Annotated in this window: 12 protein-coding genes; 9 read left to right on the top strand and 3 right to left on the bottom strand. The window is 71.7% G+C overall.

Annotation, left to right across the window (positions count from 1 at the left end; translation table 11 throughout):
• Positions 1-84 precede the first annotated feature (84 nt).
• The 9 genes from ybiB (at position 85) to FHT37_RS00085 (ending at position 9095) form a co-directional block, all read left to right on the top strand.
• Positions 85-1014, top strand: coding sequence for a DNA-binding protein YbiB (ybiB, locus tag FHT37_RS00125; RefSeq protein ID WP_221210932.1), 930 nt, complete (start codon positions 85-87; stop codon positions 1012-1014).
• 199 nt (positions 1015-1213) lie between these two features.
• Positions 1214-2911, top strand: a complete 1698-nt coding sequence (locus tag FHT37_RS00120; protein WP_183478448.1) for a nitrite/sulfite reductase — start codon at positions 1214-1216, stop codon at positions 2909-2911.
• A gap of 11 nt (positions 2912-2922) precedes the next feature.
• A complete protein-coding gene (locus FHT37_RS00115; protein WP_091722165.1) occupies positions 2923-3432 on the top strand; it encodes a DUF934 domain-containing protein in 510 nt (169 codons plus the stop codon).
• A gap of 2 nt (positions 3433-3434) precedes the next feature.
• Positions 3435-4283 carry a phosphoadenylyl-sulfate reductase gene (locus FHT37_RS00110; protein ID WP_183478447.1) on the top strand — a complete coding sequence of 283 codons (849 nt, stop codon included), beginning with the start codon at positions 3435-3437 and terminating at the stop codon, positions 4281-4283.
• Positions 4280-5239, top strand: coding sequence for a sulfate adenylyltransferase subunit CysD (gene cysD, locus FHT37_RS00105; RefSeq protein WP_147241469.1), 960 nt, complete (start codon positions 4280-4282; stop codon positions 5237-5239). Before FHT37_RS00110 ends, cysD begins: the two co-directional genes overlap by 4 nt.
• Positions 5240-5323: 84 nt before the next feature.
• Positions 5324-6616: a sulfate adenylyltransferase subunit 1 gene (locus FHT37_RS00100; RefSeq protein WP_183478446.1), complete on the top strand. Its 1293-nt coding sequence runs from the start codon at positions 5324-5326 to the stop codon at positions 6614-6616.
• 20 nt (positions 6617-6636) lie between these two features.
• Positions 6637-7497: a uroporphyrinogen-III C-methyltransferase gene (gene cobA, locus FHT37_RS00095; RefSeq protein ID WP_183478445.1), complete on the top strand. Its 861-nt coding sequence runs from the start codon at positions 6637-6639 to the stop codon at positions 7495-7497.
• Between the two features lie 116 nt (positions 7498-7613).
• Positions 7614-7937, top strand: a complete 324-nt coding sequence (gene fdxA / locus FHT37_RS00090) for a ferredoxin FdxA (RefSeq protein ID WP_091722144.1) — start codon at positions 7614-7616, stop codon at positions 7935-7937.
• Between the two features lie 66 nt (positions 7938-8003).
• Positions 8004-9095: an NAD(P)/FAD-dependent oxidoreductase gene (locus FHT37_RS00085; RefSeq protein ID WP_404932389.1), complete on the top strand. Its 1092-nt coding sequence runs from the start codon at positions 8004-8006 to the stop codon at positions 9093-9095.
• Positions 9096-9197: 102 nt separating this feature from the next.
• Here the strand turns inward: FHT37_RS00085 and FHT37_RS00080 are convergent, their stop codons facing one another.
• The 3 genes from FHT37_RS00080 to FHT37_RS00070 all read right to left on the bottom strand — a co-directional run bounded on the left by FHT37_RS00080 (position 9198) and on the right by FHT37_RS00070 (position 15971).
• Positions 9198-14129 carry a C39 family peptidase gene (locus FHT37_RS00080; protein WP_183478444.1) on the bottom strand — a complete coding sequence of 1644 codons (4932 nt, stop codon included), beginning with the start codon at positions 14127-14129 and terminating at the stop codon, positions 9198-9200.
• 75 nt (positions 14130-14204) lie between these two features.
• Positions 14205-14411, bottom strand: coding sequence for a hypothetical protein (locus tag FHT37_RS00075; protein WP_183478443.1), 207 nt, complete (start codon positions 14409-14411; stop codon positions 14205-14207).
• 21 nt (positions 14412-14432) lie between these two features.
• Positions 14433-15971: a DHA2 family efflux MFS transporter permease subunit gene (locus tag FHT37_RS00070; protein WP_183478442.1), complete on the bottom strand. Its 1539-nt coding sequence runs from the start codon at positions 15969-15971 to the stop codon at positions 14433-14435.

Genomic DNA, 15971 nt, shown 5'->3' with positions numbered 1-15971 from the left:
GCCGTTCCACCTCCTGCGTTCCCGGACGCCGGGCTGGCTAAGATGCGGCGCTTGTTCCGCCCCCGCGCTTCGCACCGACCTGCCGTGGACTCCGCTCCCTACGCCCCGCTCATCAAGGAAATCGGCCGCGGCGCGCGCGGCGCCCGCGACCTGACGCGCGAGCAGGCGCGCGAGCTCTTCGGACAGCTGCTCGACGGCACCGTGCCGGATCTGGAGCGCGGCGCCATCCTCATCGCGATGCGCATCAAGGGCGAGAGCCTGGACGAGCTGCTGGGCTTCGTCGAGGCCATGCAGGCCGGCGCGGCGCGCGTCCCGGCCCCCGAGGGACCGCGCACGGTGGTCCTGCCCACCTTCAACGGCGCCCGCAAGCAGGCCAACCTGATGCCGCTGGTGGCGATGCTGCTGGCGCGGGAAGGCATCCCGGTGCTGATCCACGGCCGGCATGACTTCGACAGCCGCATCAGTCCGTTCGAGCTGTTCGAGGCCCTGGGGCTGCCGGTGGCGGGGGACGTCGGGGAAGCCGGGCAGCGGCTCGCAGCGGATCGGCTCGCCATCCTTCCGACGGCGGCGATCCATCCGGGACTCGACGCGATGATGGCGCTGCGTCCGCGGCTGGGACTGCGCAACAGCAGCCACAGCGTGGCCAAGCTGCTGGATCCGCTGCCCGGGCGCAGCGTGCGCGTGGTGGCGGTGACGCATCCCGAATACGTCGACAGCATGGGGACGGCCCTGCCCGTCCTGAGCGCCGGCGACGGCCGGGCGCTGCTGATGCGGGCCAGCGAGGGCGAGGCTTATCTGCATCTGCGGCGCAAGGCGCATCTGCAAGGCTTCGCGGACGGACAAGCGATCGATCTCAATCCGCCAAGCAATGAGGATCTGGACTGGCCGCTGTCCACCGCCTGCGAGCCGGCGGACAACGCCGCGCTGATTCGCGCGATCCTCGCGGGAGCCGAGCCGCTGCCGCCGCGGATCAAGGACCAACTTGCCGCGCTGCGCCGCCTGGCGACCGCCTGAGCACGCGGCCGGCGGCCGCAAGCGCCTTTGCAGCTCCATTCATATGCTTATCTCGCCATAAGCAATCTACGAATTTGTAGTTCTCATATATATAAAGCGTTCATAGAGTCCAGACTCCCGGCCAGCCCAGGGCGCCAGCCGCGGTGTCAGATGACGCGGCGGGCCCTTCTTGAAACCCGGCCGGGGCCCAGCTGACGCCATGTACGCCTATACCGATTTCGACCGCCAGTTCGTCCACGCCCGCGCGGCCCAGTTCCGCGACCAGCTCGAGCGCCATCTGGCCGGCCAGCTCCCCGACGACGACTTCCGCGCGCTGCGCCTGCAGAACGGCTGGTACATCCAGCGTCACGCGCCGATGCTGCGCATCGCCGTCCCCTACGGCGTGCTGTCGTCCAAGCAACTGCGCCAGCTCGGCCGCATCGCCCGCGAGCACGACCGCGGCTACGGCCACTTCACCACGCGCCAGAACCTGCAGTTCAACTGGATCCCGCTGCCGCAGTCGGCCGACGTGATGGACCTGCTGGCCGACGTCGACATGCACGGCATCCAGACCAGCGGCAACTGCATCCGCAACATCACCAGCGACGTCACCGCCGGCGTCGCGGCCGACGAACTCATCGACCCGCGCCCCTACGCCGAAGTGCTGCGCCAGTGGTCGACGCTGCATCCTGAATTTGCCTTCCTGCCGCGCAAGTTCAAGATCGCGATCTCCGGCGCGAAGGAAGACCGCGCCGCCATCGGCTGGCACGACATCGGCCTGCAGCTGCGCAGAAACGAAGCGGGCGAGGTCGGCTTCCAGGTCTTCGTCGGCGGCGGCATGGGCCGCACGCCGATCATCGGCCAGGAGATCAACGCCTTCGTCCCGTGGCAGCACATCCTGCTGTACCTCGAGGCGATCGTGCGGACGTACAACCGCTTCGGCCGCCGCGACAACATGTACAAGGCGCGCATCAAGATCCTGGTGAAGGCCGAAGGCCAGGCCTACTTCGACGCCGTCAACGCCGAGTACCAGTCCATCCTGAACGACGACGCCGGCAGCCACGAGCAGATCATTCCCGAGGCCGAACTGGCCCGCGTCGCCGCCAGCTTCGTCGAGCCGCAAGGCGTGACCCCGGCCCCGGGCATCGACATCTTCGAAGGCGCCGCCCCGGCCTACCGCCGCTGGCTGGAGCGCAACGTCCACGCCCACCGCGTCAGCGGCTACCGCTCGGTGACGCTGTCGCTCAAGCGCCTGGGCTTGCCGCCCGGCGACATCACCGACGCGCAGATGGACGCCGCCGCCGACCTCTCCGACCGCTTCAGCCATGGCGAGCTGCGCGTCTCCCACGACCAGAACCTGCTGCTGCCCTGGGTGCGCGAAAGCGACCTGCCCGCACTCTACGAAGCCGCCAAGGCACAGGGCTTCGCCACGCCCAACATCGGCCTGCTGACCGACATGATCGTGTGCCCCGGCGGCGACTTCTGCGCGCTGGCCAACGCCCGCTCGATCCCGGTCGCGGCCGAGATCACCGAGCGCTTCCAGGACCTGGACGAGCTCTGGGACATCGGCGACATCGACCTGCACATCAGCGGCTGCATCAACAGCTGCGGCCACCACCACAGCGGCCATATCGGCGTGCTCGGCGTCGACAAGGACGGCAGCGAGTGGTACCAGATCACGCTGGGCGGCTCGGACGGCTCGACGCTGTCGGGCCCCGCGGTGCCGGGCAAGGTGATCGGTCCGTCCTTCGCGGCCGACGAGGCGGCCGACGCCGTCGAGGCCGTGATCGCGACCTACCGCCGCGAGCGCGAAGCCGGCGAGCGCTTCCTCCAGACGGTGCGCCGCATCGGCCTGGACGCCTTCAAGCAGGCGACCAACGGCATCCGCCGCACCACCGCCAAGCAGACCACCGACTGAGCCGCCGCACCATGAAGTTCGTTTCCAAGGCCCAAGACCCCTGGCACACCTGCGCGGGCGAGGACGGCCCCCAGCCGCATCCCGCCGCCGCCGACCACAAGCTGCTGACGCTGGAGCAGTGGCATGCCGTGCGCGACACCTGGCCGGAAGGCCTGGCCACCGGCGTGATCCTGCCCAACGACGTCGACGTGACCGAGCTCAAGGCCGACCTCCCGCGCCTGGCGCTGGTGGTGCTGCAGTTCCCCAAGTGGGTCGACGGCCGCGCCTACAGCCAGGCCCACGTGCTGCGCTCGCGGCTGCGCTTCGCCGGCGAGGTCCGCGCGATCGGCGAGGTGCTGGTCGACATGCTGCCGCTGCTGCAGCGCTGCGGCGTCGACGCCGTGCAGCTGCGCGGCGACCAGAACCTGGAAGCGGCCGAACGCGCGCTGACCTTCTTCCCCGGCCATTACCAGGCCGACGTCAACGAGACCCGTCCGCTGTTCGCGCGAGCCGGCGCCACGAGCCAGAAGGCGGAGGCCTGAGCATGAGCGGCGAGCTGTCCTCGCTGGACTTCACGCCGATCGGCGGCAATGACGCGGCCGCATTGGGCGTGTCCGCGCTGCCCGGCACCGGGGTCGGCTCCGCGATCGGCCTGTACGCCCGCAAGACCGCTGGCTTCGACGAGCGCCTCGCGCGCACGGTCGAGGTGCTGAAGCAGGCCGCCGCCGACTTCGGCCCCGGCGCGCTGCAGTCGACCTCGCTGGGCGTCGAGGACATGGTCATCACCGACCTGATCGCGCGCCACGGCCTGCCCATCGCGCTGGCCACGCTCGACACCGGCAAGCTGCACGCCGAAACGCTGGCGCTGATCCCGCGCATCCAGGCGCGCTACGGGCTGGCCGTCGAGGTCTTCGCGCCGGTCAGCGAGCAGGTGGTCCACTTCGTCCGCGCCAACGGCGAGGAGCCGATGTACCGCAGCGTCGAGCTGCGCAAGGCCTGCTGCGGCGTGCGCAAGCTCGAGCCGCTGGCGCGCATGCTCGCCGGCCGCAGCGCCTGGATCACCGGCCTGCGCCGCGAGCAGAGCGCCAACCGCGCCGAGGTCCCGTTCCGCGAGGACGATGGCCAGGGCCGCACCAAGATCAATCCGCTCGCCGAGTGGACCTGGGCCGACGTCTGGCACTACGTCCAGGCGAATGACGTTCCCTACAACCCGCTGCACGACCAGTTCATGCCCAGCATCGGCTGCGCGCCCTGCACGCGCGCGATCGCCGTCGGCGAGGACTTCCGCGCCGGCCGCTGGTGGTGGGAGGACTCGTCCAAGGAATGCGGCCTGCACGCGACCCACACCCCCGAATCCACCGATTCCCCTGAGACCTCCGGAGCCTCGGCATGAACGCCCCCGTGAACCTCGAACAACTGCTGCCGCTGGCGGACCACCGCCATCTGGACCACCTCGAAGAGGAAGCGATCTTCATCCTGCGCGAGGTCGCCGCGGCCTTCGAGCGCCCCGCCCTGCTGTTCTCTGGCGGCAAGGATTCCTGCGTCGTGCTGCGCCTGGCCGAGAAGGCCTTCAAGCGCCGCATCGCCGGCAACGACTTCGCCGGCAAGCTGCCCTTCCCGTTGGTGCACGTGGACACCGGCCACAACTTCCCTGAAGTTATCGAGTTCCGCGACCGCCGCGTCGCCGAGATGGACGAGCGTCTGGTCGTCGGCCATCTCGAGGACTCGATCAAGAAGGGCACGATCCGCCTGTCGCATCCGCTGGAGTCGCGCAACGGCCACCAGACGGTGACGCTGCTGGAGACCATCGAGGAGCACCGCTTCGACGTGCTCATCGGCGGCGCCCGCCGCGACGAGGAGAAGGCCCGCGCCAAGGAGCGCATCTTCAGCCACCGCGACAGCTTCGGCCAATGGCAGCCCAAGGAGCAGCGGCCCGAGCTGTGGAATCTCTTCAACACCCGCATCCGCCCGGGCGAGCACTTCCGCGCCTTCCCGATCAGCAACTGGACCGAGCTGGATGTCTGGCTCTACATCGCGCGCGAGAACATCCCGCTGCCGTCGCTGTACTTCGCGCATGACCGGCAGGTGATCCGCCGCAAGGGCCTGCTGGTGCCGCTGACCGAGGTCACGCCACCCGAGGCCGGCGAGACCGTCGAGACCGCGCAGGTGCGCTTCCGCACCGTCGGCGACATGACCTGCACCTGCCCGGTGGAGAGCCCCGCCGCCAGCGCCGCCGACATCGTCGCCGAGACGCTGACCGTGACCGTCTCCGAGCGCGGCGCCACGCGCATGGACGACCGCACCTCCGACGCCTCCATGGAGCGCCGCAAGAAAGAGGGCTACTTCTGAAATGACGACGCCCCCACGCTCACTTCGTTCACTGCCCCCCGAGGGGGCGCGGGCCTCCTTTGGGGCGGCCCGGCAGGAGTCCCGATGACCGCCGTTCAAAAGATCCATCAATCCGACGTCGACACCACGCACCGCGCGCTGCGCTTCCTGACCGCCGGCAGCGTCGACGACGGCAAGAGCACGCTGATCGGGCGTCTGCTCTTCGACAGCCGCGCGATCCTGGCCGACCAGCTCGACACGCTGGCCAAGCGCGCCGCCGGCCAGCCCATCGACCTGAGCCTGATCACCGACGGCCTGGAGGCCGAGCGCGAGCAAGGCATCACGATCGACGTCGCCTACCGCTACTTCGCGACCAAGCAGCGCAAGTTCATCATTGCCGACGCCCCCGGCCATGAGCAGTACACCCGCAACATGGTCACCGCCGCCGCCGGCAGCGATGCCGCCGTGGTGCTGGTCGACGTGACCAAGCTGGACCTGTCGGTGGACGACGTCCCGCTGCTGCCGCAGACGCGCCGCCACAGTCTGCTGGCCCATCTGCTGCGCGTGCCCAGCATCGTCTTCGCGATCAACAAGATCGACGCCGCCGCGCATCCGGGCGACGCGTTCCGCAAGGTCTCGGCCGCGCTGGAGAAGTTCGCATCGGCGGCCGGTATCCAGGTCACCGCGGTGGTGCCGGTCTCCGCGCTGCGCGGCGACAACGTCACCCAGCCGCTCGAGGCGGACTGGTACGACGGCCCCTCGCTGCTGCAGGTGCTGGAGTCGCTGCCCACCGTGCAGGAAACCGTCGAAGCCCCGCTCGCGCTGCCGGTGCAGTACGTGGCCAAGGATGGCGACGGCACCGGCAACAACCCCCGCGTGCTGTGGGGCCGCATCGCGCAGGGCCAGGTGCAGGTCGGCGACGAGGTCCAGATCCTGCCGAGCGGCCAGACCGCCGTGGTGGGCGAGCTGCGCCGCGCCGGCGAGCCGGTGGCCGCCTCGGTGGCCGGCGAATCCGCCGGGCTGCTGCTGGATCGCCAGGTCGACGTGTCGCGCGGCGACTGGATCGTGGCGCCGGGCGCCGCGACGCCGCGCCGCGCCTTCGAGGCCACGCTCGCCTGGCTGGACACCGAGCCGGCCGTCATCGGCCGCAAGTACTGGGTCCGCCACGGCAACCGCTGGGTCCAGGCCCGCATCACCGCCATCGACCACCGCCTGGACATCCAGACCCTGGCCGAGACCGAGGCGCATGAACTCTCCGTCAACGAGATCGGCCATGTCACCGTGGAGCTGCAGGCCGAGCTGCCGCTGCAGCCCTATGCGGACAACCGCGTCGGCGGCGCGCTGATCGTCGTGGATCCCACCAGCAACCGCACCAGCGGCGCGCTGCTGGTCCGCTGAACACCGTCCAGGAGACCGCCATGGGACGCGTCCTCTTCGTCAGCGCCGGACCCGGCGCCGCCGACCTGATCACGCTGCGCGGCGCGCGGGCGCTGGCGCAGGCGGAGGTCGTGCTGTTCGACGCCCTCACCGACCCGGCGCTGCGCGAGCTCGCGCCCCAGGCGCGGTGGCTGGACGTGGGCAAGCGCGGCTTCTGCCACTCGACCAAGCAGACCGCGATCAACGCGGCGCTGGTGCGGGAGGCGAAGGCCCATGCGCTCGTGGTGCGGCTCAAGGGCGGCGACGCCAGCGTGTTCGGCCGGCTGGAAGAGGAATTGCAGGCGCTGGCCGAGGCCGGCATCGGCTACGAGATCGTGCCCGGCGTCACCGCCGCGATTGCCGCGGCCGCGCAGACCGGCCGTCCGCTGACGCGCCGCGGCGCCGGACGCAGCGTCGCGCTGACCACCGCGATGACCCGCGAGGGCGAGCTCCAGGCCGCCAAGTCCGCCGACACCGAGGTGTTCTACATGGCCGGGCAGCAGTTGGCCGCCCTTGCCCGCCGGCTGCTCGCCGCGGGCTGGGCGCCGGATGCACCGGTAAGCGTCGTGTCCCGCGCCGGCTGCGCGGACGCGCTGGCCAGCGAGCATGAGGTCGCCACGCTGGGCGCCGCGTCGATGCTGCATCGGGGGCGGCCGACGGTGGTCGTCGTCGGCGCGGGCGCCGCGCCACTGGGCACGGCGGGCGCGGCAGTCCCGGACCGGGCGTCAGCCACCGGTGCCTCGCCGGCGACCGCGCCCGAGCGGGCCTCCGACCCCGGATTGGGCGAATACGCGACGCTTTCCCCGTCCCAAGACCTTGAGCCGCGCGGGCCGGAAGCGCTGGCGCAAACCCCGAACGTTTAAAATCCGCCGTTTTCCGTCAGCGCCGACCGAGCCCACCGTCCGGGAATCGCCTGGAGACCGCCAGGGACGCTGAATTTCGAGGGCCCCCCGCCGGCCCCGCCACTAGAAGAGCCGCTATGACCCACGTCGTCACCGAAGCCTGCATTCGCTGCAAATACACCGATTGCGTCGATGTCTGTCCCGTCGACTGCTTCCGCGAGGGCCCGAACTTCCTGGCCATCGACCCCGATGAATGCATCGACTGCGCGGTCTGCATCCCCGAATGCCCGGTGAACGCGATCATGCCGGAGGAGGACGTCCCCGGTGACCAGCAGATCATGATCAAGCTGAACGCGGATCTGGCCAAGAAGTGGCCCAGCATCACCAAGCGCAAGACGCCGCTACCCGATGCCGACGAGTGGAAGGACAAGACGGGCAAGGTCGATCAGCTGGTCCGCTGACCGATCCCCTCATCTCGCGGCGCCGGAGCCTGCCGGCCGCTGCTTCTCACAAGAATGGAAACGCAAGTGACTGAAGCGACCTCCGCCCCGCACGCGGGCGTGATCGAAACGGATGCCGTCATCGTCGGCGCCGGCCCGGTGGGCCTGTTCCAGGTGTTCGAGCTGGGCCTGCTCGAGATCAAGGCCCACATCATCGATTCGCTGGCTTATCCCGGCGGCCAGTGCATCGAGCTGTATCCCGACAAGCCGATCTACGACATCCCGGCGCTGCCGGTGGTGACCGGCAAGGAACTGACCGACAACCTGATGAAGCAGATCGAGCCCTTCGGCGCGACCTTCCATCTGGGCCAGGAGGTCACGACCGTCGAGAAGCAGGAGGACGGCCGCTTCTTCGTCGCCACGAGCAAGGGCACGCAGTTCCTGACCAAGACGATCTTCATCGCGGGCGGCGTGGGCTCCTTCCAGCCCCGCACCCTGAAGGTCGAGGGCATCGACAAGTACGAGGGCTCGCAGGTCCATTACCGCGTGCGCAACCCGGCGCAATTCGCCGGGAAGAACCTGGTGATCATCGGCGGCGGCGATTCGGCGCTGGACTGGGCGCTGAACTTCTGCGCCGGCAATGCCGACGGCAACCCGCACAAGGCCGAGAGCGTGATCCTGGTCCACCGCCGCGACGGCTTCCGCGCCGCGCCGGCCTCGGTGGCCAAGATGAAGGAACTCTGCGACGCCTACGAGATGCAGTTCATGGTGGGCCAGGTGGCCGACCTGGACGAAGGCGAGGACGCGCTCAAGGGCCTGAAGATCACCGGCGGCGACGGCGTCACGCGCGTGGTCCCGGCGGACCAGGTGCTGGTGTTCTTCGGCCTGTCGCCCAAGCTGGGCCCGATCGCCGAATGGGGTCTGGCGCTGGAGAAGAAGCAGATCCAGGTCGACACCGAGAAGTTCCAGACCAGCGTGCCCGGCATCTTCGCGGTGGGTGACATCAACACCTACCCGGGCAAGAAGAAGCTGATCCTGTCGGGCTTCCACGAGGCCGCGCTGGCGGCCTTCGGCGCGATGCCGATCATCAACCCCGAGAAGCGCGTCCACCTGCAGTACACGACCACCAGCCCCAAGCTGCACAAGGTGCTGGGCGTCGAGACGCCGGTGTTCGACTGAATCCGGCGGCCCAGTGCCCCCAACGGGGCGCTGGACCCCGAGGGCCCCGTCGGGGCGCCTGGACCGAAAGAGAGCCCGCCTGGCGATGCCGGCGGGCTCTTTTCATTGCGGGACGAACCAGCGCCAGCGCTGCGCCGGCGCGGTGTGGACCCAGCGCGCGGGATGGCGCAGGCGCCGCCAGATCGAGGCGCCGGGGCCGTCCCCGATCACCGCCCGCCGCAGCGCCGCCACCGAGCCCTCGCGGCCGCCCGTGCGCATCAGCGCGGCATAGGCCTCGATCATCGCCAGCGCCGGCGTCATCCATCCGGACGGCGACCACTCATGCCGCCGCGCGAGGCGATGCTCCAGCTGCTCGCCACGCGAGTGCGCGGCCAGCAGCGCCAGCTCCCACAGGCGCATGTCCTCTTGATACGGGTCCCGCGGCAGGGCATGCGCGACCACCTCGCCCAGCTCGTCCCAGTGCCCACGCCGCGCCAGCGCGATGCACAGGTTGGTCAGCGCGTAGAGCGGCGGCTGCGCGCGGTCGCGCCAGTCACGCATCCAGTCGACGGTGTCGCGGAACAGGCCGCGCGAGACCAGCGCATAACTCGTCTCGCCCCAGCTCGCCATGTCCGCGCGCAGCCGGTCGCCATGCCGGCGCACCAGCCAGCGCAGCCAGAAGTCGCGCTCGGTGTCGACCAGCCAGCGCAGCAGCGCGCGCAGCAGCAACTGGCCTTGCGCGCGTCGCAGCAGCCGCGCGGCCGTGAAGGCGGTGATCAGCTCACCGCGGCGCCGCGCCTGCGCGATCAGCCAGTGGTAGGCCAGGCCGGGCGCGCCCTCCCCGCGCTCGATGCGGGCCAGTTGCCACGCCGCCAGTCCCTGTCCCCAACCCGCCGCGTCGATCGCCTCGCAGGCCAGGCGCGATTGCACCAGGTCATAGCCCGGCAGGTCGACCAGGCGCTCCAGCCACTCGAAGGCCAGGTCGCGACGTCCGGCGCGGCTGGCGGCGATCACCGCCCGGCGCGCGAGGTCGGTGGTCGGCTCGGCGGCCCACTGGGAGCGCACCGCCCACTCCACGCTGTCGGTGTCGCCGACCCGCTCCGCCGCCTCGCAGAGCACGCGGGTGGCGAACAGGTAGCGACCTTCGAGCTCCAGCGCGCGGCGCAGTTCGGTGACCGCCTCGGCATGGCGACCCAGCTTGAACAACGCATGGCCGACGTAGGCGTGCGGCATGCCGCGGTGCGGCAGGAGCGCCCGCAGCCGCTGCGCCGCTTCCAGGTAGGCCGCGTTCTCGTCGCGCGCGTCTTCCCAGTCGGCCAGGTCGCGCCAGAGGGCCTCGTCGTCCGGCACCTCCGCGATCAGCGCGCGCAGCCGGGCGACGGCACCGGCCCGGTCGCCGCGCCGCCAGGCGCAGCGCGCCTCCCAGGCCCGCAGCGCGACCGGGGCCACGCCGGGCCAGGGCAGCGCCTTGAGCAGGGTCTCGATCTCATCGTGGCGCGACAGCTGCGCCAGGCGCTCGAAGCGCGCGATCCAGGCCGCTTCCAGCATCGGCGCCAGCGCCACGGCACGCTCGGCCGCGGCCAGCGCCTCGAGGTCGTCCCGCCCCTGGCTCGCGCGCACCAGCCAGGCGCTGGCGTCGCCGGGGCGGCTGCGTTCGACCTCGTCGACCATCGCGTCGAAGTCGTGCAGGCGCTCGCCCGCCTCGCAGACCCGTCGCACCATCGCCCAGACCCAGGTCGGGCGCGGATTCAGCAGCAGCGAGCGGCGCGCCTCGCGCAGGGCGTCGTCCGGCCGCTGACGGCGCTCATGCAGCCAGGCGAGCAGCGCGATCAGGTCGTCGTCGTCATGGGCGTGGTGCAGCGCGCGCGTCACGACGCGCTCGGCGGCGTCGTAGTCGGGCTGCGACTCGGTCAGCAGGTCGACCTGCAGGCGCACCGCCGTGTTCCAGCCGGGGGACTCCGCCAGCACCGCCTCGCAGGCGGCCCGCGCGCCCGCGCGATCGCCGATCTGGCGCAAGGCCTCCGCCAGTTCGTGCTGCACGCGCGGCAGCGCGGTGAAGCGCCGCGCCGCCTCGACCAGCAGGCGCCGCGCCCGCGGCGCGCGGCCCGACTCGATCCATTGCCGCGCCAGCGCGACCCACAGGTGCCAGGTGTCGGGCTGGCGACGCAGGGCCCGCATCAGCCGGCGCGCGACCGCCGTCGGCCGCCAGCCCCGGCCGGCCACCTGCTGGAAGCACAGCCAGCCGTCGCCAAGCACGACCTGCCGGTCCAGCTCCGCCGCGGCCCGATCGACAGCGTCGCGGGCCTTCGTCGGATCCGGCGCGGCATTGACCAGCAGGCGCATCGAGAAGTCGTAATCCGCGTCCAGCGCCATGGCCCGCCACAGCGCCGGCAGCGCCGCGTCATACCCATCACGCCGGTGCAGCACGTAGGCCAGCACGCCCTGCGCGTCGGCGCGCTCGGGCGTGAGCGCGCAGGCCGCCTCGGCCGTGGCGACGGCCTCGTCGTGCCGCCCCTGCCGGCTGGCCTGCACCGCCAGTTCGCGCCGGGTCCAGGCGTCGTCCGGGTGATGCTCGCGCAGGCGCTCCAGGACCGCGTTGACGTCCTCGGGGCGGTCGGGCACCCAGTCGAACAGCAGCCGCTGGAGTCCGTAATGCGCCGGGTGGCGCCCGGCCACCTCGCGCAGCGCGGCCAGCGCCGCGCCCTGACCGTCCCGGCGCGACAACAGGCGCAGGCGCAAGCGGTGCAGCGCCAGGCCGAAAGGCTGCAGCGCGCAGGCCTCGTCGGCCCAGCGCAGCGCCGCGTCGAGCTCGCCCCGCGCCTCGTCCAGCAGCGCGCGCAGGCGCAGGACCTCGGCCGGATGCGCCGGTTGCACGGCCGCCTCCACCAGCGCCTGCGCCGCGTCCAGCTGCTGCCGGCGCAGACGCTGCTCGGCGGCGAAGAGCTTGAGCGCGGCGTCGTCCGGCCGCCGGGCGAGGCCGGCCTGCAACAGCGCCTCCGCCTCCTCCGCGCGTTCGATCAGGTCCAGCTGCTGGTACAGCGTGATCAGGGGCGCGCTGGAGCGCCCGCCCCATTCGTGCTCGCGTTCGCGCAGGAAGGCCAGGCCCTCGGCCTCCCGGCCCAGCACGCGGCAGGCGGTCATGTAGGCCCGCGCGGCCTGCTCATCGGTGGCCAGCAGGCAGGCGGTCCAGCGGTAGAGCGCCAGCGCGTCCTCGCGCGAGCCGTGCGCCCACTCGAAGTCCGCCCATTGCCACCAGACCTGCCCCAGCACCGGCCCCCGCCGGATCGCCCGGCGCAGGCACTGTCGGGCCTGCCAGGCACGGCGGCTGTCGAGCGCGAGGCGGTCGGCCCAGCGCACCAGCACCAGCGGGTCGGCGCCGGGCGCCGCCGCTTGCGCCTCCAGCGCGCGCGAACTGGCGGCCTGGCCGGCGATCGCGGACAGCGACGCGACCTGGCTCAGCCGCAGGTGAGGATCGTCAGGGAACATCGCGAGCAGGGCCTCGGTCGCCTCGAGGATCGCCGGCTCGTTGCCGTCGTAGAGCGCGACCAGCCGCGCGGCACGCCAGGCCAGGCGGCTGCCCGGCGAGCGCGCGGCCAGCACGTCGCGCGCCACCAGCGCGGCCGGGCGGTCGTGCCGCTCCAGCGCGGTCTGGACGCGGAACAGCTCGTCGTGGTCCTCGGCCTCGGGCAGCCCGATGCCGTCGAGGCGGTGGGCCTGGTCCGGCGGCACCATGAGCATCGCGCGCGGCCCGTGGGCCGCCTGCGCGGCGAACAGCGGCGCCGCTTCCATCTCCGCATGGGAGGGGTGGAAGGGATCGCGGATCAGCAGCGTGCGCCGCAGCCGGTCATATCCCGCCACGGCTTGCAGGTGGCCGCTCGCGGCCCCCTTCGTGACCAGCGCGAAGGGCACGCCGGCGTCGATCAGCGCGCAGGCGCTGTCCCAGTCCAGGCGGAAATCCCGGACCAGGAAACCGCGCTGCTCGGCCCAGAGACGCTCGTTGGCATCGCTGGTGCCGTCGTAGCAGATGGCCTGGGCGATCTCGAGGTGCTCGGCCGGCCAGCCCCAGTACTGGCAGAGCGAGCTCAGCGTGGCCGGCGCGCAGGTGGACCAATGCTGGCGCACGAAAGGCAGCCGGAGCAGCACCCGCGCCTGGCCCGGCGGCGGATCGACCAGGCGTTCGGCGAGCGCGCTGTAGAAGCCGGTCCCCGGCACGCGCAGCGCCGCCTCGCGCGCTTCGGCATGGCGTCCCAGGCGCATCAGCGCGTCGGCGCGCCGAGCCTCGAGGTAGCCGAGTTCAGCCGCGTTCGCGCGCGGCATCATCCGCTGCGCCTCCGCCAGCAGCGCCAGCACCTCGGACCAGGCCTCGCGCTCGTTGAGCAGATCCGCCAGCTGCAGCGCGATGGCCGCGCACTCGGTGCTCGCCATCGCGGCGCGTAGCACGTCGACGGCCTCGTCCTGGCGGTTCAGCAGCGTGAGCGCGCGGGCTTCGGCCTGCAGGCCGGAGCGGTAGCCAGGGCACAGCGCCAGCGCCTCGCGGGCCCGCGCCAGCATGTCCTCGTAGCGGTCCTGGCCCATCAGGGTGAAGCTGTACTCGATGCGCAGCCACGGGTCGGACGGATCGAGCGCGATCGCCCGCTCATGCTCGGCGCAGGCGCGGCTGAAGTCGCGCAGCTGGCCCAGCCAGGTGCCGCGCAGCGCGTGCTCGTCGGCGCGGGCCGCATCGTCCTGGCCGGGCGGGGACGGGAAGCGGCGCCAGGCCCGCCACATCCCGAACGGTCCCTGCCGCGCCAGCACCGTGCGCAGCAGGTACAGCCGCGCCTGCGGGTGACCGGGGTGGCGGCGCCCCAGGCGCAGCGCCAGCGCCTCGGCGCGGCGGTCGTCGCCCAGGTAGCTCAGCGCGCGGATGGCGCGGACGGCGGCATCCGGCGAACCGTCGGCAATCCAGCCGTCGATCCGGTCGGCGACCGTCAGGTAGTGCCCGAGATCCAGCGATCGATCGATCGCCGACCAGTCTTGTTCTGGAAGCGTGGGCGCGCTCCCCTCCCTCATGTTCATGCGCGCGATGCTAGCGAAGCCGCCTGCCCGCGCCTTCAGGGTTGCCCCCGCCTCGCGGCGCCGGACCGTGACCGATCAGGCATCGTTGCGGTCCACGGGCGCGGCCAGGTCCCGCGCCAGGCCCTCGAGCAGCGACTCGACGTCGCTGAACTCGAAGGCCTGCCCGGTGGCCAGGTTCTCGACCCGTCCGCTCAGCGCGGCACGGCTGGGTTCCGCCCGGCGGTCGAGCTTGAGCACGTACTGCCGGCGGGCGGGATGCCGCGGGTCTCGATCCAGCGTCATCGCAGCCTCCGGCGTCGGGGGTCAGTGACCGGCCTCGCTCATCTCCACCGTGCGCGTGGGCCGCGGCGCGAGCCAGATCGCGAAGGCCGAGACCAGGAACAGCGCCGCCACGATCCACAGGATCTGGTTGGTCGCCAGCATCACGCTCTGGCCGGTGAGCAGGTTGTCGAGCACCCCGCTGCGCGCGTCCGACGGCAGGCCCAGCCCGGTCAGCGTGCGCATCACCTCGCCCGAGCGGTCCAGCTCGCCGACCAGGTCGGCATGGATCGCGGTCGTGCGGTTCTCCCAGCTGGTGGTGACCAGCGAGGTCGCGACCGCCCCCGACAGCGTGCGCACGAAGTTCTGCAGACCGGCGGCGGAGGCGGTCTCGCGCGGCTCCACGCTGCCCAGCGACAAGGCCGTCAGCGGCACGAAGAAGAAGGGCATGCCCACGCCCATCAGCAGCAGCGGCAGCGCGATCTGCCAGTAGCCCATCTGCGTGGTGCCGACGGTGCGCAGCACCATCACCGCGCCCAGCCAGGCCAGGCCGAAGAACACCAGCGGCCGCGGATCGACCTTGCCGGCGAGCTTGCCCGCGATCGGCGCAGCCGCCACCGCCAGCACGCCGGACCAGGCCGTCGCCAGGCCGGCCCAGGTCGAGGTGTAGCCCATGTAGCTCTGCAGCCAGAGCGGCGTCAGCACGTTGGCGCCGAACATCGCGCCGAAGCCCAGCGCGATCGTCAGCACGCCGACGGCGAAGCCGCGATGCCGGAACACCCGCAGGTCCACGATCGGATAGGGCTCGGTGAGCTCCCAGATCAGGAAGGCGACGAAGCCGATCGCCGCCACCACGGCCAGCGCGATGATCTCGGTCGACTCGAACCAGTCCTTCTCCTTGCCCAGGTCCAGCATCAGCTGCAGCGCGCCGACGAAGACGATCAGCAGCACCAGCCCGACGCGGTCGATCGGCTGGCGCTCCAGCGGCGTCTCATAGCGGCGCAGCATGCGCCAGGCCAGCGGCGCGACGACCAGCGCGATCGGCACGTTGATGAAGAAGATCAGCGGCCACGAGAACGCGTCGCAGAGCCAGCCGCCCAGGATCGGCCCGAGGATGGGCGCCACCAGCGTCGTCATGGCCCACAGCGCCATCGCGCCGCCGGCCTTCTCCTTCGGGAAGATGCGCAGCAGCAGCGTCTGCGACAGCGGCATCAGCGAGCCGCCCGACAGGCCCTGCAGCACCCGGCCGGTGACCAGCAGGCCCAGCGTCGGCGACAGGCCGCACAGCGCCGAGCACAGCCCGAACAGCACCATTGCCGTGGCGAAGACCCGCACCGCGCCGAAGCGGCCGGCGATCCAGCCGGTCAGCGGCACGATGCAGGCCTCGGCCACCGCGTAGGAGGTGATGACCCAGGTGCCCTGGCTCGAGCTGATGCCCAGGCTGCCGGCGATATCGGGCACGGAGACGTTGGCGATCGTCATGTCCAGCACCGCGATGAAGTTCGCGGCGGCCAGCACGATGGCGGCGAGCCACAGCTGCCCGCCCTCGAGCGGGCGCTGGTCGTCGGGGATGGCGGCGTTCAT

The sequence above is a fragment of the Mitsuaria sp. BK037 genome (assembly GCF_014193045.1).
In the GTDB taxonomy this organism is placed as follows: Bacteria; Pseudomonadota; Gammaproteobacteria; order Burkholderiales; family Burkholderiaceae_C; genus Roseateles.
The sequence above is the reverse complement of the archived record's forward strand: the minus strand, read 5'-3'. Positions and strand labels throughout refer to the sequence as shown.